At 46.0% G+C, this 15,920-nt stretch carries 12 protein-coding genes; 7 read left to right on the forward strand and 5 right to left on the reverse strand.

Going from position 1 to position 15,920, the window contains the following annotated elements; genetic code table 11:
* Nucleotides 1-19 precede the first annotated feature (19 nt).
* Nucleotides 20-1,300, reverse strand: coding sequence for a sodium:proton antiporter (locus NDI34_RS04875; RefSeq protein ID WP_190427775.1), 1,281 nt, complete (start codon nucleotides 1,298-1,300; stop codon nucleotides 20-22).
* A gap of 290 nt (nucleotides 1,301-1,590) precedes the next feature.
* Between NDI34_RS04875 and NDI34_RS04880 the strand changes: the two genes are divergently transcribed.
* The 4 genes from NDI34_RS04880 to NDI34_RS04895 all read left to right on the forward strand — a co-directional run bounded on the left by NDI34_RS04880 (nucleotide 1,591) and on the right by NDI34_RS04895 (nucleotide 5,002).
* Complete coding sequence (locus NDI34_RS04880) at nucleotides 1,591-2,973, forward strand: cytochrome P450 (protein ID WP_348232027.1); 1,383 nt, start codon at nucleotides 1,591-1,593, stop codon at nucleotides 2,971-2,973.
* A 226-nt stretch (nucleotides 2,974-3,199) separates the two neighbouring features.
* Nucleotides 3,200-3,376 carry a hypothetical protein gene (locus NDI34_RS04885; protein WP_190986194.1) on the forward strand — a complete coding sequence of 59 codons (177 nt, stop codon included), beginning with the start codon at nucleotides 3,200-3,202 and terminating at the stop codon, nucleotides 3,374-3,376.
* 138 nt (nucleotides 3,377-3,514) lie between these two features.
* The gene (locus NDI34_RS04890) at nucleotides 3,515-3,877 is read left to right on the forward strand and encodes a hypothetical protein (RefSeq protein ID WP_348232028.1); all 363 of its coding nucleotides are present in this window, start codon (nucleotides 3,515-3,517) and stop codon (nucleotides 3,875-3,877) included.
* Nucleotides 3,878-3,952: 75 nt separating this feature from the next.
* Complete coding sequence (locus tag NDI34_RS04895; RefSeq protein ID WP_348232029.1) at nucleotides 3,953-5,002, forward strand: glycosyltransferase family 4 protein; 1,050 nt, start codon at nucleotides 3,953-3,955, stop codon at nucleotides 5,000-5,002.
* Nucleotides 5,003-5,009: 7 nt separating this feature from the next.
* Here the strand turns inward: NDI34_RS04895 and NDI34_RS04900 are convergent, their stop codons facing one another.
* Nucleotides 5,010-6,509 carry a glycoside hydrolase 100 family protein gene (locus NDI34_RS04900; protein WP_190432495.1) on the reverse strand — a complete coding sequence of 500 codons (1,500 nt, stop codon included), beginning with the start codon at nucleotides 6,507-6,509 and terminating at the stop codon, nucleotides 5,010-5,012.
* A 428-nt stretch (nucleotides 6,510-6,937) separates the two neighbouring features.
* On the opposite strand from NDI34_RS04900, the gene NDI34_RS04905 reads away from it, so the two are divergent.
* Nucleotides 6,938-9,235, forward strand: a complete 2,298-nt coding sequence (locus NDI34_RS04905) for an amylo-alpha-1,6-glucosidase (protein WP_348232030.1) — start codon at nucleotides 6,938-6,940, stop codon at nucleotides 9,233-9,235.
* Nucleotides 9,236-9,352: 117 nt separating this feature from the next.
* Here NDI34_RS04905 and NDI34_RS04910 read toward each other — a convergent pair whose 3' ends face one another.
* Nucleotides 9,353-9,670, reverse strand: coding sequence for a DUF2973 domain-containing protein (locus NDI34_RS04910; protein ID WP_190432497.1), 318 nt, complete (start codon nucleotides 9,668-9,670; stop codon nucleotides 9,353-9,355).
* 119 nt (nucleotides 9,671-9,789) lie between these two features.
* On the reverse strand, nucleotides 9,790-10,119 hold the full coding sequence (locus NDI34_RS04915) for a DUF2605 domain-containing protein (RefSeq protein WP_190411610.1): 330 nt from the start codon (nucleotides 10,117-10,119) through the stop codon (nucleotides 9,790-9,792).
* 173 nt (nucleotides 10,120-10,292) lie between these two features.
* Here NDI34_RS04915 and thrS point away from each other — a divergent pair, with 173 nt between their 5' ends.
* Entirely contained in the window at nucleotides 10,293-12,119 is a 1,827-nt protein-coding gene (thrS, locus tag NDI34_RS04920; protein ID WP_348232031.1) for a threonine--tRNA ligase, read from the forward strand.
* A 252-nt stretch (nucleotides 12,120-12,371) separates the two neighbouring features.
* Here the strand turns inward: thrS and NDI34_RS04925 are convergent, their stop codons facing one another.
* Nucleotides 12,372-12,959 carry a Yip1 family protein gene (locus NDI34_RS04925; protein ID WP_348232032.1) on the reverse strand — a complete coding sequence of 196 codons (588 nt, stop codon included), beginning with the start codon at nucleotides 12,957-12,959 and terminating at the stop codon, nucleotides 12,372-12,374.
* 649 nt (nucleotides 12,960-13,608) lie between these two features.
* Between NDI34_RS04925 and NDI34_RS04930 the strand changes: the two genes are divergently transcribed.
* Nucleotides 13,609-15,918, forward strand: a complete 2,310-nt coding sequence (locus NDI34_RS04930; RefSeq protein WP_348232033.1) for a CBS domain-containing protein — start codon at nucleotides 13,609-13,611, stop codon at nucleotides 15,916-15,918.
* Nucleotides 15,919-15,920: the final 2 nt, after the last annotated feature.

Here is a 15,920-nt window from a genome sequence, read left to right on the forward strand (position 1 = left end):
CCGTGTCCTTACTGAATTATCAAGAATCAGCAGTAACCTTTTGTTTCTTTTTCCTCCCTTCTCTCTTGATATTGTGTTCGTACCAATTCATCAAAGGAGTAGCACTAATCCCATGCAAAAATACAGAAATCACGATGACGATGTAAGTAATCCAGGCAATTTGTTCGCCCAAAGTATCTTTTAAACCTTCGCCAAAAGCATAGGAAAGATAATATAAAGAACCAACGCCACGAATACCAAACCAGCCAAACAAAAAGCGGGTTTCAGAGGGGTAGCGACGACCGAGAAAGCTAATCCAAACTCCCAGAGGTCGAATCAAAAAAATCAACAAGACTGCTACCAAGAGACCCTGACCACCAAACTGGCGAATCGGCTCATACCGCAATAGCGTTCCTAAGATCAAAATTGTTGCAACTTCCAGTAATTTCTCAACTTGTTCGGTGAATTCAAATTGCGAAATTTTCTTTTCGGGATCGTGGTAACTCCGCTGAACGACGACTCCAGCCACAAAAACTGCCAAAAAGCCGTAGCCATTAACAATTTCTGTCAAAGCATAGGTAATTAAAATCGTACTGAGAGCAACAAAATCCTCCATCAACTCATCGACCTGGCGGAAACGTTGCAGTTGCTGGTCAACCAAAACAACCATTTTTGCCGCGATAATTCCCATGACAATGCCAGCTGCGATCGCCCAAAGTAAATCAACCGCTACCCATTGTTTAAACCAGTTGTCCCAGTTGCTATCTTTTAAGGAGTGAATCCCGAAATAAACAAACGGAAAAGCGAGCGCATCGTTTAAACCCCCTTCCGAAGTTAAACCAAAGCGCAGCTCATCTTTATCTTTTAGATCTCCCATCTGAACTTCTGAAGCCAAGACTGGATCGGTTGGGGCGAGAATTGCACCGAGTAAAATCGCTGGACCCCAATCCATTTTTAAAAACCAGTGACCAACCGCAGCGATCGCAAAAATTGAAATCGGCATCAGAAATCCAATCAACCGCACTGTTGTGTTCCACGACCTTAATCTGAGTGGGCGATTCATCTTTAGACCGCAGTTAAAGACGGAGACAATCACCACAAATTCCGTTAGTCGTTCCAGAAATTCGGCGTCTGGTCGTATCTGAATTAACTTAAGCCCGTATTGCCCTAATCCGATACCCACGAGCAGGTAAATGATGGCATAGGAGAGGGGTAATCGTTTAATCCAGCCCGATCCCAAAGTAACCATCAGCAGGAGTAGACCAATCACCAACAGGTCAAGAATATAGATAGATACAGGAGGGAATAGGACTTGGAGCATACATTTAGCGATCGCATAGTTGAAAACAGTACCCTCTGAACTCTACTGACTTGCCGAAGACCCCAAATCATCACCGGGCTAGATTTTAGACAAAATGCGATCGATCCACTTTTACGACTGAAGGCTGAGGATCGCACTCCTTAAAAGCCTCTAAACCCTGACGCCAAATTATCCTGTAGTGGAAGGTTTTCTAGTGGAAGGTTTTCGCTCCAGATTACAGCGATCGCATCGCTGCCTCTGCTAGCTTAGTTTTGCGATCGATAAAAGGAAAAAATAAAAGGAAAAACGCCATGACACTGCCTGATGGGCCGCAGACGCTGCAATTCCTGCAACTACTCCAATGGATTTCCCAGCCCGTGCAGTACCTAGAAACGTCTGTTAAAGCTTATGGTGACTGCTTCACAGCCCGCTGGGGTGGCTTTCCCCCGTATGTACTCATTAGCAATCCGCAAGGAATTCAGGAGCTGTTAACGGCAGATCCCAGACAATTTAACAGCGGTAGTGGGAATAAGATTTTACAACCTTTGCTGGGCGACCAATCTCTGATATTACTAGATGGCGATCGCCACCAGCGCCAGCGACAGCTATTGACTCCCCCCTTTCACGGGGAACGAATGCGAGCTTACGGCAAGTTGATTTGTGACATTACCGAGGAAGTCATGAATCGGCTAACGATTGGCAAACCCTTCCTAATTCGTGCCGCCGCGCAAGAGATTTCTCTGGAAACCATCTTAGGCGCTGTCTTTGGCATCAATGAGGGTCAGCGTTTCCAGGAACTCAAGGGACTCCTTACTTCGATGCTGGATGCTGTGAGTTCTCCCCTTTCCTCCGCCGTCCTCTTTTTTCCATCACTCCAACGAGATTTGGGTTCTTGGAGTCCTTGGGGAAAATTTCTTCGCCGACGGCAGCAAATTGACCGACTCATTTACGATGAGATTCAGCAACGCCGGGAGCAATTCGATCCAGATCGCACAGATATTCTTACGCTGTTGATGTCTGCGCGGGATACGGACGGGCAACCAATGACGGATGAAGAATTGCGCGATGAGTTAATGACCTTCCTGTTGGCGGGTCACGAAACCACTGCTTCAGCGATCGCTTGGGCGTTGTATTGGATACACCAACAACCAGAGGTACAGGACAAGCTTCTCCAGGAACTCAATAGTGTTGGGGATGTTTCCGATGTCAGCGCTATTTCTAAACTTCCCTATCTCAACGCTGTTTGCTCGGAAACGTTGCGAATTTACCCAGTGGCGATATTTACTTTTGGTCGAATTACGCGATCGCCAGTGCAACTGATGGGCTATCAATTTGATGCCGGTACACCGCTTGCTGCCTGTATTTATCTGGTTCATCACCGTGAGGATATTTACCCCCAAGCAAATTCTTTCAAGCCTGAACGCTTTTTGGAACGGCAATTTTCTCCCTATGAATATTTGCCCTTTGGTGGCAGCAATCGTCGTTGTATCGGCATGGCATTTGCCTTGTTTGAAATGAAGCTGGTACTGGCGAAGATGCTTTCGCGTTATCAACTAGCTCTCACCGATCAACGTCCGGTTAAACCTGTCCGTCGTGGCGTTACCTTAGCACCCCCGGCAACGATGCAGATGCTTATCACCAGCCAGCGTCCCCAGAATACTCAAATACATCAGCCCCTTTCTACGTCTGCATAAATAACTGTTCGCTCAATTGTCATTCAGTTTGAGCTTTAGCCAGTCCAATCAGGATTTACAAGAAACGCTTGGAAAACTAACAGGTACGGCTGAAGATATGCAAAAGACTCTATACACTGCAAAAATGGCTTGTGAAAATCCCTAGTAAATTTGCACAGTTCTGACTCTTATTGATTCCTTCTGTCTTCAGTCCTATCTTCTAATGAAAAGGTCATGGGCTTAAAATATGCAAGTCTTGGTACCAAATCTTCTTTCCCATGTCCTCTTGCAATTCACAGCAGCGGCGGGAAAACCCCGCCTCTACAGGATTCAGCAGTTTTTAAAGTCAGGACATCCAGAGGCGATCGCTACCAAGATAGCGATCGCCTCTGGTTTAAGATTGAGAAAAACAACGATTTGGTAAATAGGGTGAAGTAAATGCTCAATTTCTATGTATTTTTAGCTAAAGGCTGCTTAAAATCTGGAACTTTTAAGTGTTTTCTTCATTCTCAGATTTGTTGAAGCATAGTATCTTTAGTTAAGAACTAATCAGGGCAAAATAATGATAATACTTAACATTATTCTAATTTGTGCAGGTTTAGGGATTAGTAGTTGGTTACTTTTAAGTTATGGAAATGAGTTAGTTAAAGCGATAAATGTCTTGTTTTCAGGATTAGAATCTATATTTATGGTGATTATCGTTATTGTTTTTAAAACTGTAAAATCCCTAATAATTGGAGGAATCATTGCTCTAGTCTGTGCTGGAATATTTAAAATAGCGGGTGCCCAGATAAGCCTTTTAAAAGTCGCTGCGATTACAGTAGGAATTATATGTTTCGCTTTTCTCATGCTTAAAACCTTCGTAGAAGAGTGGAGTAACTTTTACTGGAGTATCCGCAATGTGATTCGCAACAAATATCGCTAACGGTGAAAACATCTAGTTTCTAAACAGAGCAAACTAAGCTAAGATTTTGAAGATTGTCATCTTCCAGTTTTTCTTATGAGAATTGCCCAAATTGCACCGCTGTGGGAACGAGTGCCACCTTTTCGCTACGGCGGGATTGAACTCATTGTCAGTTTACTAACTGATGAATTAGTTCGGCGCGGTCATCAGGTAACATTATTCGCCTCTGGAGACTCGATTACAAAAGCTCAGATGAAGTCAGTGCATAACCAAGCGCTGCGCTTAGATTCAAAGATTAAAGAGCCTGGAGTTTATGAGCTAATGATGCTCTCTCAGGTCTATCAACAGGCGCATCACTTTGATATTATTCACTCCCACGTCGGCTATGCAGCTCTGCCCTATACGCCTTTTGTGAAGACGCCGACCGTACACACCACACACGGCATTTTCACGCCAGATAATGAGAAAATATTCCGGCAATTTGCATGGGAGCCTTATATCAGTATCAGTGAAGCTCAGAGAGAACCCCGACTCGGTTTAAATTACATCCATACGGTCTACAACGGCATCGACCCAGCAGTATATCCCTTTCAGGAAAAACCAATTGAACCGCCCTATCTAGCCTTTGTGGGGCGTATTTCCCCAGAAAAAGGTCCGGAAGGAGCAATAAAAATTGCTCGTGCCAGCGGCTATCCTTTAAAAATGGCAGGTAAGGTTGACCCGGTAGACAAAGTTTATTTTCATGAACAGATAAAACCGCTGATTGATGGCGAACAAATCCAATATCTCGGTGAAGTTTCTCACGAAGAAAAGGCGCAGTTACTAGGAGGTGCCACCGTGACGCTATTCCCGATTACCTGGCGGGAACCATTTGGCTTGGTAATGATTGAATCGATGGCAACGGGGACGCCGGTGATTGGAATGGCGATGGGTTCGGTGCCAGAAGTCATCGCGCATGGCAAGAGTGGATTTGTTTGTCACTCTCTGCAAGAAATGATTGAGGCAATTCCACAAGCGATGACCTTAAACCGCCAGACGTGCCGAGACTACGTTTTGAATCGCTTTAGCGTCAAGACGATGGTGGATGAGTATGAACGAGCTTATCAAATGACGCTAATGGGGAATCCGGAAGGAGTAAAACACTAGCAAATTACTAATTTTTGGCATAAGTTTTTTCCTTGAATTTGATTAATTCTAAGGGATCTAAACCAGAGGGCGTCATCAATTCTTTTGCTAATAAATACCCGGCACAAGTCCAGGTTTGATGCCTTCTGGCTTCTCGACCAATTAAGTGACCGCTTTTCCCGTCATAATATTCAGGCCAATCTTCTTTTTGCAAACGTTTTCCAGCTTTTTCAATTGCTGCTTTTGCAAACTGCATATATTCTTCTTCTTTTGAATCTTGACCCAATTTTCGAGCGGCGGCTGCCCACATCCACATCAAAACAGGCCAACTTCCCCCATTGTGATACGACCAAGGACTATTTTTAGGATCGCAACCCGTCAAAATTCTCCAATCTTCGTCTTCTATGGCTGGATAACAGATTTTGAAAGGCATTTGTCCAATTAGCTCTTTATCTCGTTTTTCGATGAGATTCATGATTTTTTCGGACTGATCGTTGGTAACTAAGGAACAAACGATTGCCATCAAGTTACCAACCGAAAAGAATCGAAAATCCATCTGCGATGGGCCAATATTTCCAACTAAATAACCCCCGTCTTCTGGCAGCCATTCGTCTAAATTAGCATAAGGAATAGATGCGGCATAGATATTGTATTTGTTGATAGCGGTTGCCCCATATTCCTCAACATTGTACTGATAGGTTTGATTTAAACGATCCATATCCATCCAATACTCAGTCCGAATATGGTTAGCCAGAGAACCCAATCGTTTCTCTATCGCTGAGAGAATATCTTTATTGTTGTGATTTTTGCGGTCGAGTAGCTCATCAGCAGCACGCAAGGCAGCGTAGAATAGGACTTGGATTTCTAGTGGGTATCCATAGATGCCCATTCGACGGTCAATCATAAAAGCTCCATCGGGAACTAAGAGAGTAGGTTCTCGATCGAAGCGATCGCTAAAACAAAGTTCCAGAATTAATCTGATTCCTTCTTGGAAGTCGGCTTGATGGACTAAAGAGGTGTCGCCCGTCGCTTTCCAATAAGCCCGCAACAGGATAATCCACCAGAGGCTAGAATCAACTGGCGTGACTCTAGCGATCGCGTGCTGACCAAAATCGGGGTCTAAGTGTTCTTTGCCCTTCTTATTCTTAATAATTTTGAAGCTAGCTGGCATTAAAACTCGACCCGTATTCAAAAAAGTTTCGGATCTTTCTTGCTGGTGTAGTTCTAACGTTACTTCTAGAAAATTTTTGACAATTTCCTTGCCGTTGACTGTCACCTCTTTTTTGTTATCAAGTTGAACGGAAAATTCACCTTTGACTAAAAATAAAAGTGCTACTGGAACAAAATCACGAATAAAAACTTGGTCATAATTCAGCGTATCTCTACTAACTTTTTTGGGGATATTTATTTCATTTTTATCTTTTTTATAAGTATGAGCGGCTGGAGTTCCAACCAGCCGTCCTTTATAAGAGATAAGCGAATCCACCAGTATTTGTAATGCTTCTATTTCCAGTGCCTCTACTCCCATCAGATGCGAACCTCCTTAATTTCTAGAGCAATCTATTATACGAGATGCTGCTTCATCACAGATACTTTTAAGCCAGAGAATTGTGCAACATAATCCCTTAAATAGAGCGTACTATAGAATGCAGGGTGTGGTGTATTGTTGAATTTCCATTTAACGCCGTCATCCCCGCAAAGGGCATGATTGACCAGGTTGAGCGAAGAAAAAATCCGTCCGCAGTAAGAGAGTTGGAAAAAAATTGGAAATTTTGTTCTCTCCGAACGATAGAGCGGATCGTTGATTAGATTTGTAGAAGTATAAAAAGGTCACATTTGTCGGAACCTCGCTCCTCTACTGGATATCAGTAGCGATGGATAAGGTTTTAAATTAGATTCTGTGACCCTCATTAAAACCTCACAAAGACCCTGTATTCTTGAGCAGAAACCTGATTCATGGCACCGGATATTCTTGAACTGGACGGAAAAACCTTTGTTCCCGCACAAGAGCTGCCCATTCCAGAGTGGCCTTGCGTTCTTGGCGAGCGCCCCCAACCGACTCTTACTATTAAAGACAATGACCTGTTTTTAGTCACCGATACCCTGGGCAACATTGCCGGGTGTTTAGGCGATGACATGAATGCCAGCATGGGGCTTTTCTGCGCCGATACGCGGTTCCTTAGTCGCCTGGAACTGCAAATTAACGGACGCTCCCCCGTCTTGCTCAGTAGCACAGCTGACAAAGGATTTGCCCTTTCAGTTCTGTGTACCAATCCCAGCATGGACGGAGGAGAGCGATTAGAGGGAGGGGATAAATTAGAGCCAAATGAGCAAATTGACGGCGGGGCAATTTTTGACTTTGCACCTCTTCGAGCCGACACCATCGGAATTAACCGAGAAATTGTCCTAAATGGAGCGCTGTTTGAAGAATTAACTGTTTCCAACTACAGCACCAGTTCCATTCGCTTTCAACTGAGTCTCAGCTTTGATGCGGATTTTGTGGACTTATTTGTAGTCCGGGGGTACGGTCGAAAAAACAAGGGGCAGCTGTTACGAGCCGTGCCTAAAAGTCAAGCCGCAGAACCCGAAAAGCAAGAAATGACGCTCGCTTATCAAGGGTTGGATGGCTCTGTAATGGAATCGCAAATCGAGTTTGTTCATCGCCAGCCAGACACTCTCAGTGGTTATACGGCAGTTTGGCAGCTGGAGATGGAGCCTCACGAAACCCAAAAACTGGGCTATCGGCTGCAAATGCGTACCAATAACCGTCCCACTTCTAGGGTATCTGCCCCAGCCACGCTGGTACAGGCTAGAGCCGCAGAGTTATCGGAGCAGCAGGAGTGGCGTCAACACGTAACCGGGATTCGCTCAGACAAAAACACGTTTAATCGAGCGATCGAGCGAGCCGAGCAGGATACTTATTTACTACGCCAGTCTTTCGGCAAAGGGAAGGTACTCTCGGCTGGGGTGCCTTGGTTTTCGACGTTGTTTGGGCGCGACTCGATTATTGCGGCGTCGCAAACGCTGATGCTCGATCCGACAATTGCCCGCGAAACTCTTACGATCTTGGCTGAATACCAAGGGAAAACGGATAATGAGTGGCGCGATGAGCAGCCAGGGAAGATTTTGCACGAGCTGCGGTTGGGTGAAATGGCGCGTTGTGAAGAAATTCCCCATACACCTTATTACGGCACCGTAGATGCGACACCGCTGTGGTTAATGCTGTATGCGGAACACTTTGCCTGGACAGCCGATCGGGAAACCCTGGAGCTATTGTGGCCTAATGCCTTGGCGGCAATGGATTGGATTGACCGCAACAGCAAGGAAACGGGTTATCTCATCTACCAACGTCAATCGAAGCGGGGTTTGGCGAATCAGGGGTGGAAAGACTCTGGCGACTGTATTGTGAATCGCAAGGGGCAGATGGCGATGGGCGCGATCGCTCTTTGTGAAGTGCAAGCTTATGTCTATGCTGCCAAAATCCGTCTGGCAGAAATTGCCCGCATGAAAAAGCGCCTTGATTTAGCGGACAGGTGGCAAGATGAGGCGAGAGATTTGAAGAATCGCTTCAATCGGGATTTTTGGATGCCAGAGGAAGATTTCTGCGCCTTGGCTTTGGATGGCGACGGCAAGCAGGTTGATAGTATTACTTCTAACCCCGGTCACTGTCTGTATTTGGGCATCTTGACACCAGAAAAAGCTTATAGCGTCGCGGAACGGCTACGGGCACCGGATATGTTCAACGGCTGGGGAATTCGCACCCTCAGTAGTTTGTCACCGGCTTATAATCCGATGGGCTATCATGTCGGTTCTGTGTGGCCTCACGACAATGCCATGATTGCGATGGGGGTGCGATCGCTCGGTCTAATCGATCAAGCGCTGGAACTTGCCAAAGCTTTAATGGATATGACTTTACAGCAACCTTATCAACGACCGCCAGAACTTTTCTGCGGTTACGAACGCACAGAAGATAACACTACGGTCAAATATCCCGTCGCTTGTTCTCCTCAAGCTTGGGCAACCGGCAGTATCTTCCAGTTGCTGCAAATGATGGTAAATTTAGTCCCCGATGCTCCCAATAACTGCTTGCGGATTATCGATCCTGCTTTGCCGGAGTCGATTAATCGTCTAGCGCTACAGAACTTGAGAGTGGGGCAGACTTTGCTGGATTTGGAATTTGAGCGTTCCGGCAATACCACTGCCTGTCGGGTTGCCAAAAAACGCGGTAATTTGCGGGTTGTGATTGAAGCTTGATTTAGAAGCTGGGTGGGGAATGCCCACCTAGCTCTATCAAGCTGATTGCCAGTCTCTAAAAAATCTTGCTAATTTTTTGAGTAAATTATCTGATTTTCCTTTTAAAATCCCGCTACTTCATGCTTCCTCAGAGGTTTCCCCATTGATACCGGGAGAAGATTTGTAGAGGGCGTCCAATTGTTCGCGGGCGTCTTCTACGGTCATGGAACGCATCACCAAAAGCGGTTCGTTAATCGGGTTCCCGGCATCATCTAATAGTTCCGGGTGCGGGATCGACCCATAAGGAGAGCGAGAATCTCTAAATTGGGACTGCATCCCTGGTGGGTAGCGCCGTTGAGAATCCATACTACTGATGGTTAACAAGTTGCGGAGCATATTCCCTATAGCAAGAAACGCCAGAACAGTAAAGGCAATTAAATAAAGCAGGTGTAACATACGATTTTCCTCCAAGCCGCACAGTCTAATGGGATGTTCGTCAATAGGGGCTTTCGCATTCGTGGCGAAACGGTAATGCTTGCCCCCGGATTTTCCGTAAAAATGTTTCGCCCTTAGATTTACTTGTTTGTGGAAGTGGATTGCTCAGCGTGGAAGCGCATCGACACCTGCCAACACTCAGTAACCAACTGGTGCCACGGCATCAGAACTGACGTTTCAATGCCAACTTGAGCATCAGTCGCTTGAAAGAGCATCTGAGCGGTGCTGACTTCCGCGTGAGCAAGCTTGACTCGATCCAGTAAGTCGGATTGCTGTTGGGCACTTAAAAAAGTAATTTCTTCAGTTTCTAAGAGAGCGCGCGATCGCGCAAACCAATACTGAAAATCTTCTAAGAGCGGTTGTAATACCGTTTTCAGCAATTCATTTTCAGGCAAGTTGGAAGCAGCCATGAATCAAAAACCGAATACTATCTAAATTTAATCTTAACGTAGTTTACAATTCGTAATAATATTTTTAGATTCTCTTAAACAACAACCACATCGCCAGGGAAAAACAACCTCGGTATGATAGAGGCAGTAACACCCGATTAATTGCCCGTTTCTTCGTCCTTATGGAACCGCCGATGAGCGTCTCAGAATCTCCAGCGTCTCAAGAACAGCCAGAAAAAATGTATTTGCCCCGTACCAGCGAATCTGAATCGTTGAAGAAAATCCGTCACACCGCTTCCCACGTTATGGCAATGGCGGTGCAAAAGCTGTTTCCCAAAGCGCAGGTGACTATCGGCCCTTGGATAGAAAACGGCTTTTACTATGACTTTGATAATCCAGAGCCATTTACCGAAAAAGATTTGAAGTCCATCCAGAAAGAGATGGTCAAAATCATCAATCGGAAATTGCCAGTGATTCGGGAAGAAGTCAGTCGCGAGGAAGCTGAAGGTCGGATCAAGACAATTAATGAGCCTTACAAGCTAGAAATATTAGAAGACATTGAGGAACCAATTACCATCTACCACTTGGGGGATCAATGGTGGGATTTGTGTGCAGGCCCTCATTTGGAAAATACCAGTGAGTTGAACCCGAAGGCAATCGAACTAGAAAGTGTTGCCGGTGCTTATTGGCGGGGGGATGAAACGAAAGCTCAACTCCAGCGAATTTATGCCACCGCTTGGGAAACGCCAGAACATCTGGCTGAATATAAGCGCCGCAAGGAAGAAGCGCTACGCCGAGATCACCGCAAACTCGGCAAAGAACTGGGACTCTTTATTTTCTCAGATCCGGTGGGGCCGGGGTTACCTCTGTGGACGCCGAAAGGAACGGTGTTGCGAAGTGTTCTAGAAGACTTCCTGAAGCAGGAACAGCTGAAACGGGGATACCAGCAGGTGGTGACGCCTCACATCGCCAGAGTCGATTTATTCAAAACTTCCGGACATTGGCAGAAATACAAAGAGGATATGTTCCCGCTGATGGCGGAAGATGAGCAGGCGGCGGCGATAGAACAGGGATTCGTCCTGAAGCCGATGAATTGCCCCTTCCACATCCAAATCTATAAGAGCGAGTTGCGTTCCTATCGGGAACTGCCGATGCGTCTGGCAGAATTTGGCACCGTCTACCGTTACGAGCAATCTGGGGAATTGGGTGGTTTAACGCGGGTGCGCGGTTTCACGGTGGATGATTCTCACTTATTCGTGACGCCAGAACAGCTAGACAGCGAATTCCTGAAAGTGGTGGATTTGATTCTGTCGGTGTTCAAGAGTCTGCAACTGAAAAACTTTAAGGCGCGACTCAGTTTCCGCGATCCGGCTTCAGATAAGTACATCGGTTCCGATGAAGCTTGGGAGAAGTCTCAAGGTGCGATTCGCCGGGCCGTGGAAACCTTGGGCATGAACTACTTTGAAGGCATTGGCGAAGCCGCATTTTATGGCCCGAAACTGGATTTTATCTTCAGCGATGCCCTAGATCGCGAGTGGCAGTTGGGGACTGTCCAAGTGGATTACAACCTGCCAGAACGGTTTGATTTGGAATATGTGGCGGAGGATGGTTCCCGGAAGCGTCCGGTGATGATTCACCGCGCTCCTTTTGGCTCCTTGGAACGGCTGATCGGGATCTTGATTGAAGAGTATGCGGGGGATTTCCCGCTGTGGTTAGCGCCAGTCCAAGCGCGATTGCTGACGGTGAGCGATGCCCAGTTGCCTTTCGCTCAGGAAGTGGCACAGAAGATGCGATCGCTCGGTATTCGCGTGGAAGTCGATACCAGCGGCGATCGCATGGGCAAAATGATTCGCAATGCCGAAAAGGACAAGATCCCTGTCATGGCGGTGGTAGGGGCGAAAGAGCTGGAATCAAATAGCCTGAGTATTCGCACCCGCGCGGCTGGCGATGTGGGGGTCATTCCTGTAGAAGAAGTGTTGGAGAAGATGAAAAACGCGATCGCTAACTTCGACAATTTTTAAGAAGTTGCCAGTTCATAGTTCATATAGGGGCACTCCAAAAGAGTGCCCTTTTTCAATTGGGTGCATCTCAATAACAGCAAAAATGCCACCCCAGCCCAGCCTCTCTTTGCTTGCAAAGAGGGGTTAAATCTTTCCCCCTCTCCGTGGACGGAGAGGGGCTGGGGGTGAGGTTCCGCCTTTATATTGCACGCTATAAATCCGTTTAATATTGATATTTTTCAGCTTCCCAGTGCCTGCCGATTCCAACATTTTTTAGAGTGCTGGTTTGGGAAATGTAACAAATAGATTGCTAATCCCGATAACCAATACATAGAGTACAACCGCACCCGCAAGCGTTACCGCAGTGTAGGCAGTTGCTTTATTTTTCGGGCATTTCATCACAATCGGCAATCCCAGATATAGCAGATATACGCTATACAACCCAGCAAGAAATGCGAAAATCGTGAAACTTGGGATGATACGGAGGATACCGGCTAACCAGGCAGGTGTGTTGGCATAAGCAGCAACTTTAAGAGCTTGTAGCTGATTTTTCTCGGCTGAAAATTGAGGAGCGAAAGCATTAATAATCAACGACAAGAAAAATACGCTTAATAGTGTTAGTAAAAAGCTAACACCTGCATATAAAATAGCTGGCACTAAGGGCAACCGAGACGTAACGATACTAGAGGTATTGATGCCGATAACTGCCCAACCAACAGCTGCGGCGATTGGAGCGATCGCTGCCAGAGGAGCAATATAGGTGTTATACAATCTAGCGCTAGAGGTTGTTTCTTTTGCGATCGCTCGCCACTCACTTTTGGGGTGCAACAGGATATTTGGAATGCGCTTAATTAAGTTCATTTTTCACTTTGTTTTATTGATTTGATGTAGCAGAACTGATTTTAAGCCCCAATCCAGCTAAACACTATATATCTTCCCAATTATTAGGATTTCACCCTTTTGTCAGATGCTGCCAGCGCAGATATTAGTTAAATCAATATCCATTTAAATATTCCTTTAGCAAGAGGATTTAAGAGGTTGACAAAAGGTATGCTAAAAAGGGTTTTGTCTTAACTCTCTGGCTAGGTAGGATCTAGCTAAGGTGGAGGTGGTAAAAAAGCGATCGCCCTGGTAAAACATCCGAATCATATGGGATTTCACGGTTGCGGGGATGTTTTCTTGCTGTCATGAATTTGATGAATGAGGGCAAAAGCACGCGAAGCCTAGAGACAAATCAAAGATTTACCTTCCTGCACGCAAATAGGGTGCCGGTAGTAGCGATTGGTGAATTTTGACTGTACCGCAAAAGGCGCGGCAACTTGTGTGAAGGCAATTTGTGTCAAATAAATCCCGTTGCGAGGCGGCGATGTGATACCGAATACAGTTCTGGCGGGAATCCTAAGTGAAGGAGCAACTGCTTTTCGCAAAATCTATTTGGTAATAGAGGAATTGCAAATGCAAGTATGCGATCGCCCACTGCAATACACCGCAATAATACACAGGTTGACCCATGCCAACAAAGGGATTGCTTAGCTTAGAATCTGTCATCGATCGTCGTCCTCTGACTGTATCGGCTGACACCCCACTGATGGACGCGATCGCCATGATGGGCAAAGCGAAAAGCAGTTGCGTACTTCCTAGTTTGAAGATCCCCCCAGAAGCAGTGCTAATGAGCGAAGCACGAGCTAGCGCTGTCTTTGTAGTAGAAGGGTTGCAGTTAATCGGAGTGTTTACCCACACAGATGCTATCCAGGTAATCGCCTCAGGAATCAATTTAGCAGAAGTCAAGATTGCCTCGGTGATGACGCAGCCGAGCATCGCTCTGACTGAATCTGACACAGAGAATATTTTCACAGCATTGTCAATCCTGCGCCAGCATCAAATTCGCCACCTACCTGTTATAGACGCGCAAAGGCAAGTGGTGGGCACTATCACCCTCGAAAGTATTCGTCAAGCACTGCCCCTCGATGAGCTAATCAAATCGCAGCCTTTGACAGAAGTGATGACTGCCCCAGTTATTCAAGCACCGGCGACGGCTTCGGCGCTGAGCTTAGCTCAATTAATGGCAGAACACCAGGTCAATTGTGTTGTGCTTACAGAAGAAAGTTCCGAGTCGAGTTCTATTGAAAACTCAAAACTTCAACCCGATCCCTTGAGCGAAGCAAAGGTTCAACACTCAAAACTTCCTACGCATCGCTACACTAACAAAACTCAAAACGTGCGACCTACCGCTACGCTAACAACCCTCCTGAAGCCAGTAGGGATTGTCACCGAACGGGACATCATCGATCTTCAGGCTCTCAGCCTGGATTTATCGCAGATACAGGCGTTTAGGGTAATGAGGGCATCCGTGTTGTCTTTAAGCCCCTCAGATTCAGTGTTAGTTGCCCTTTGGGAAATGCAGCAGCACCAGGTGCAGCGAGTTGTGGTGTCGGAGAATCCCAGGGAGCTGTTAGGTATTGTTACCCAAACCAGTTTTTTGCAAACGCTCGATCTCACACAAATATCTACAGCAGTAGAGCAATTGCAGCAATCGATCGAGCAGTTTGAAGCCGAATCCTCTCTCCCCCCGCACAATGAAACCCTAGAACCTCAAGGACAGGAAAGCCCAGCGGAACTCTTGGAACAGCTTGAGCGCAATCGCCTGTTAACCACAATTGCCCTTCGCATTCATCAATCACTCAATTTGGACGAAATTCTGAACACCGCCGTCGCTGAAGTGCGGCAATTTCTCCAAACTGACCGCGTGATTATCTACCGTTTTAATCCAGATATGAGTGGCACTGTCGTTGTCGAATCGGTCGCTGAGGGCTGGCAACCTGCTCTAAGTAGCACAATTCACGACAATTGCTTTGGGAAGAATTATGCCCAAGCCTACAAAAAAGGGCGTATTCAAGTCACAGCAGATATTTATACCACCGGGTTAACCCAATGTCACATCGATATCCTGGCTTTGTATGATATCCGAGCGAGTCTCGTGGTTCCGATTCTGCAAGGAGAACATTTGTGGGGTCTGCTGTGCGCCTATCACTGTTCGGGACCCAGGCGGTGGCGGGAGTTTGAGATTGATTTGCTCAAACAATTGTCAACGCAAGTAGCGATCGCAATTCAGCAGTCTGAACTTTATCAGCAAGTACAAGCTGAACTCGCCGAACGCAAACGAGCAGAAGAGCAACTCAAGGCTTCGCTTAAAGAAAAAGAGGTGCTGCTGAAGGAAATTCACCACCGCGTCAAAAACAATTTACAGATTATTTCTAGTCTGTTAAAGCTGCAATCTGCCTATACCAAAGAGGAACAGGTTCTGGGAATGTTCAAGGACAGTCAGAATCGCATTCGCTCGATGGCTCTGATTCACGAAAAATTGTATCAGTCCAAAGACCTATCTAGGATAGACTTTGCTGAGTATATTCGCGACCTGGCAGGAAATTTACTTCGTTCCTACAAAGCAAGCTCTCAGGCAATTACGCTGAAAACAAACGTTAATGACATTAACCTAAACATTGATACAGCGATTCCTTGTGGTCTAATTATCAATGAATTAATGTCCAATTCCTTAAAACACGCTTTTCCAACGCCCAGTATCGATAAGGAAATTTGTATTAATATTTACTCAAACGGCAATTATCAATTTATTTTGAACGTCAGTGACAACGGAATCGGTTTCCCGAAAGACTTGGACTTCCGGAATACTGAATCCTTGGGGTTGGAGTTAGTCTGCACCCTCACTGAACAATTAGACGGGACTATCGAACTTGATAGTCGTAGAGGGACAAGCTTTTTTATCACATTTTCAGAAATCGGCAACATTAGGAAGACATAAAT

It is taken from the genome of Trichocoleus sp. DQ-U1, from assembly GCF_039961925.1.
In the GTDB taxonomy this organism is placed as follows: Bacteria; Cyanobacteriota; Cyanobacteriia; order Cyanobacteriales; family FACHB-T130; genus FACHB-T130.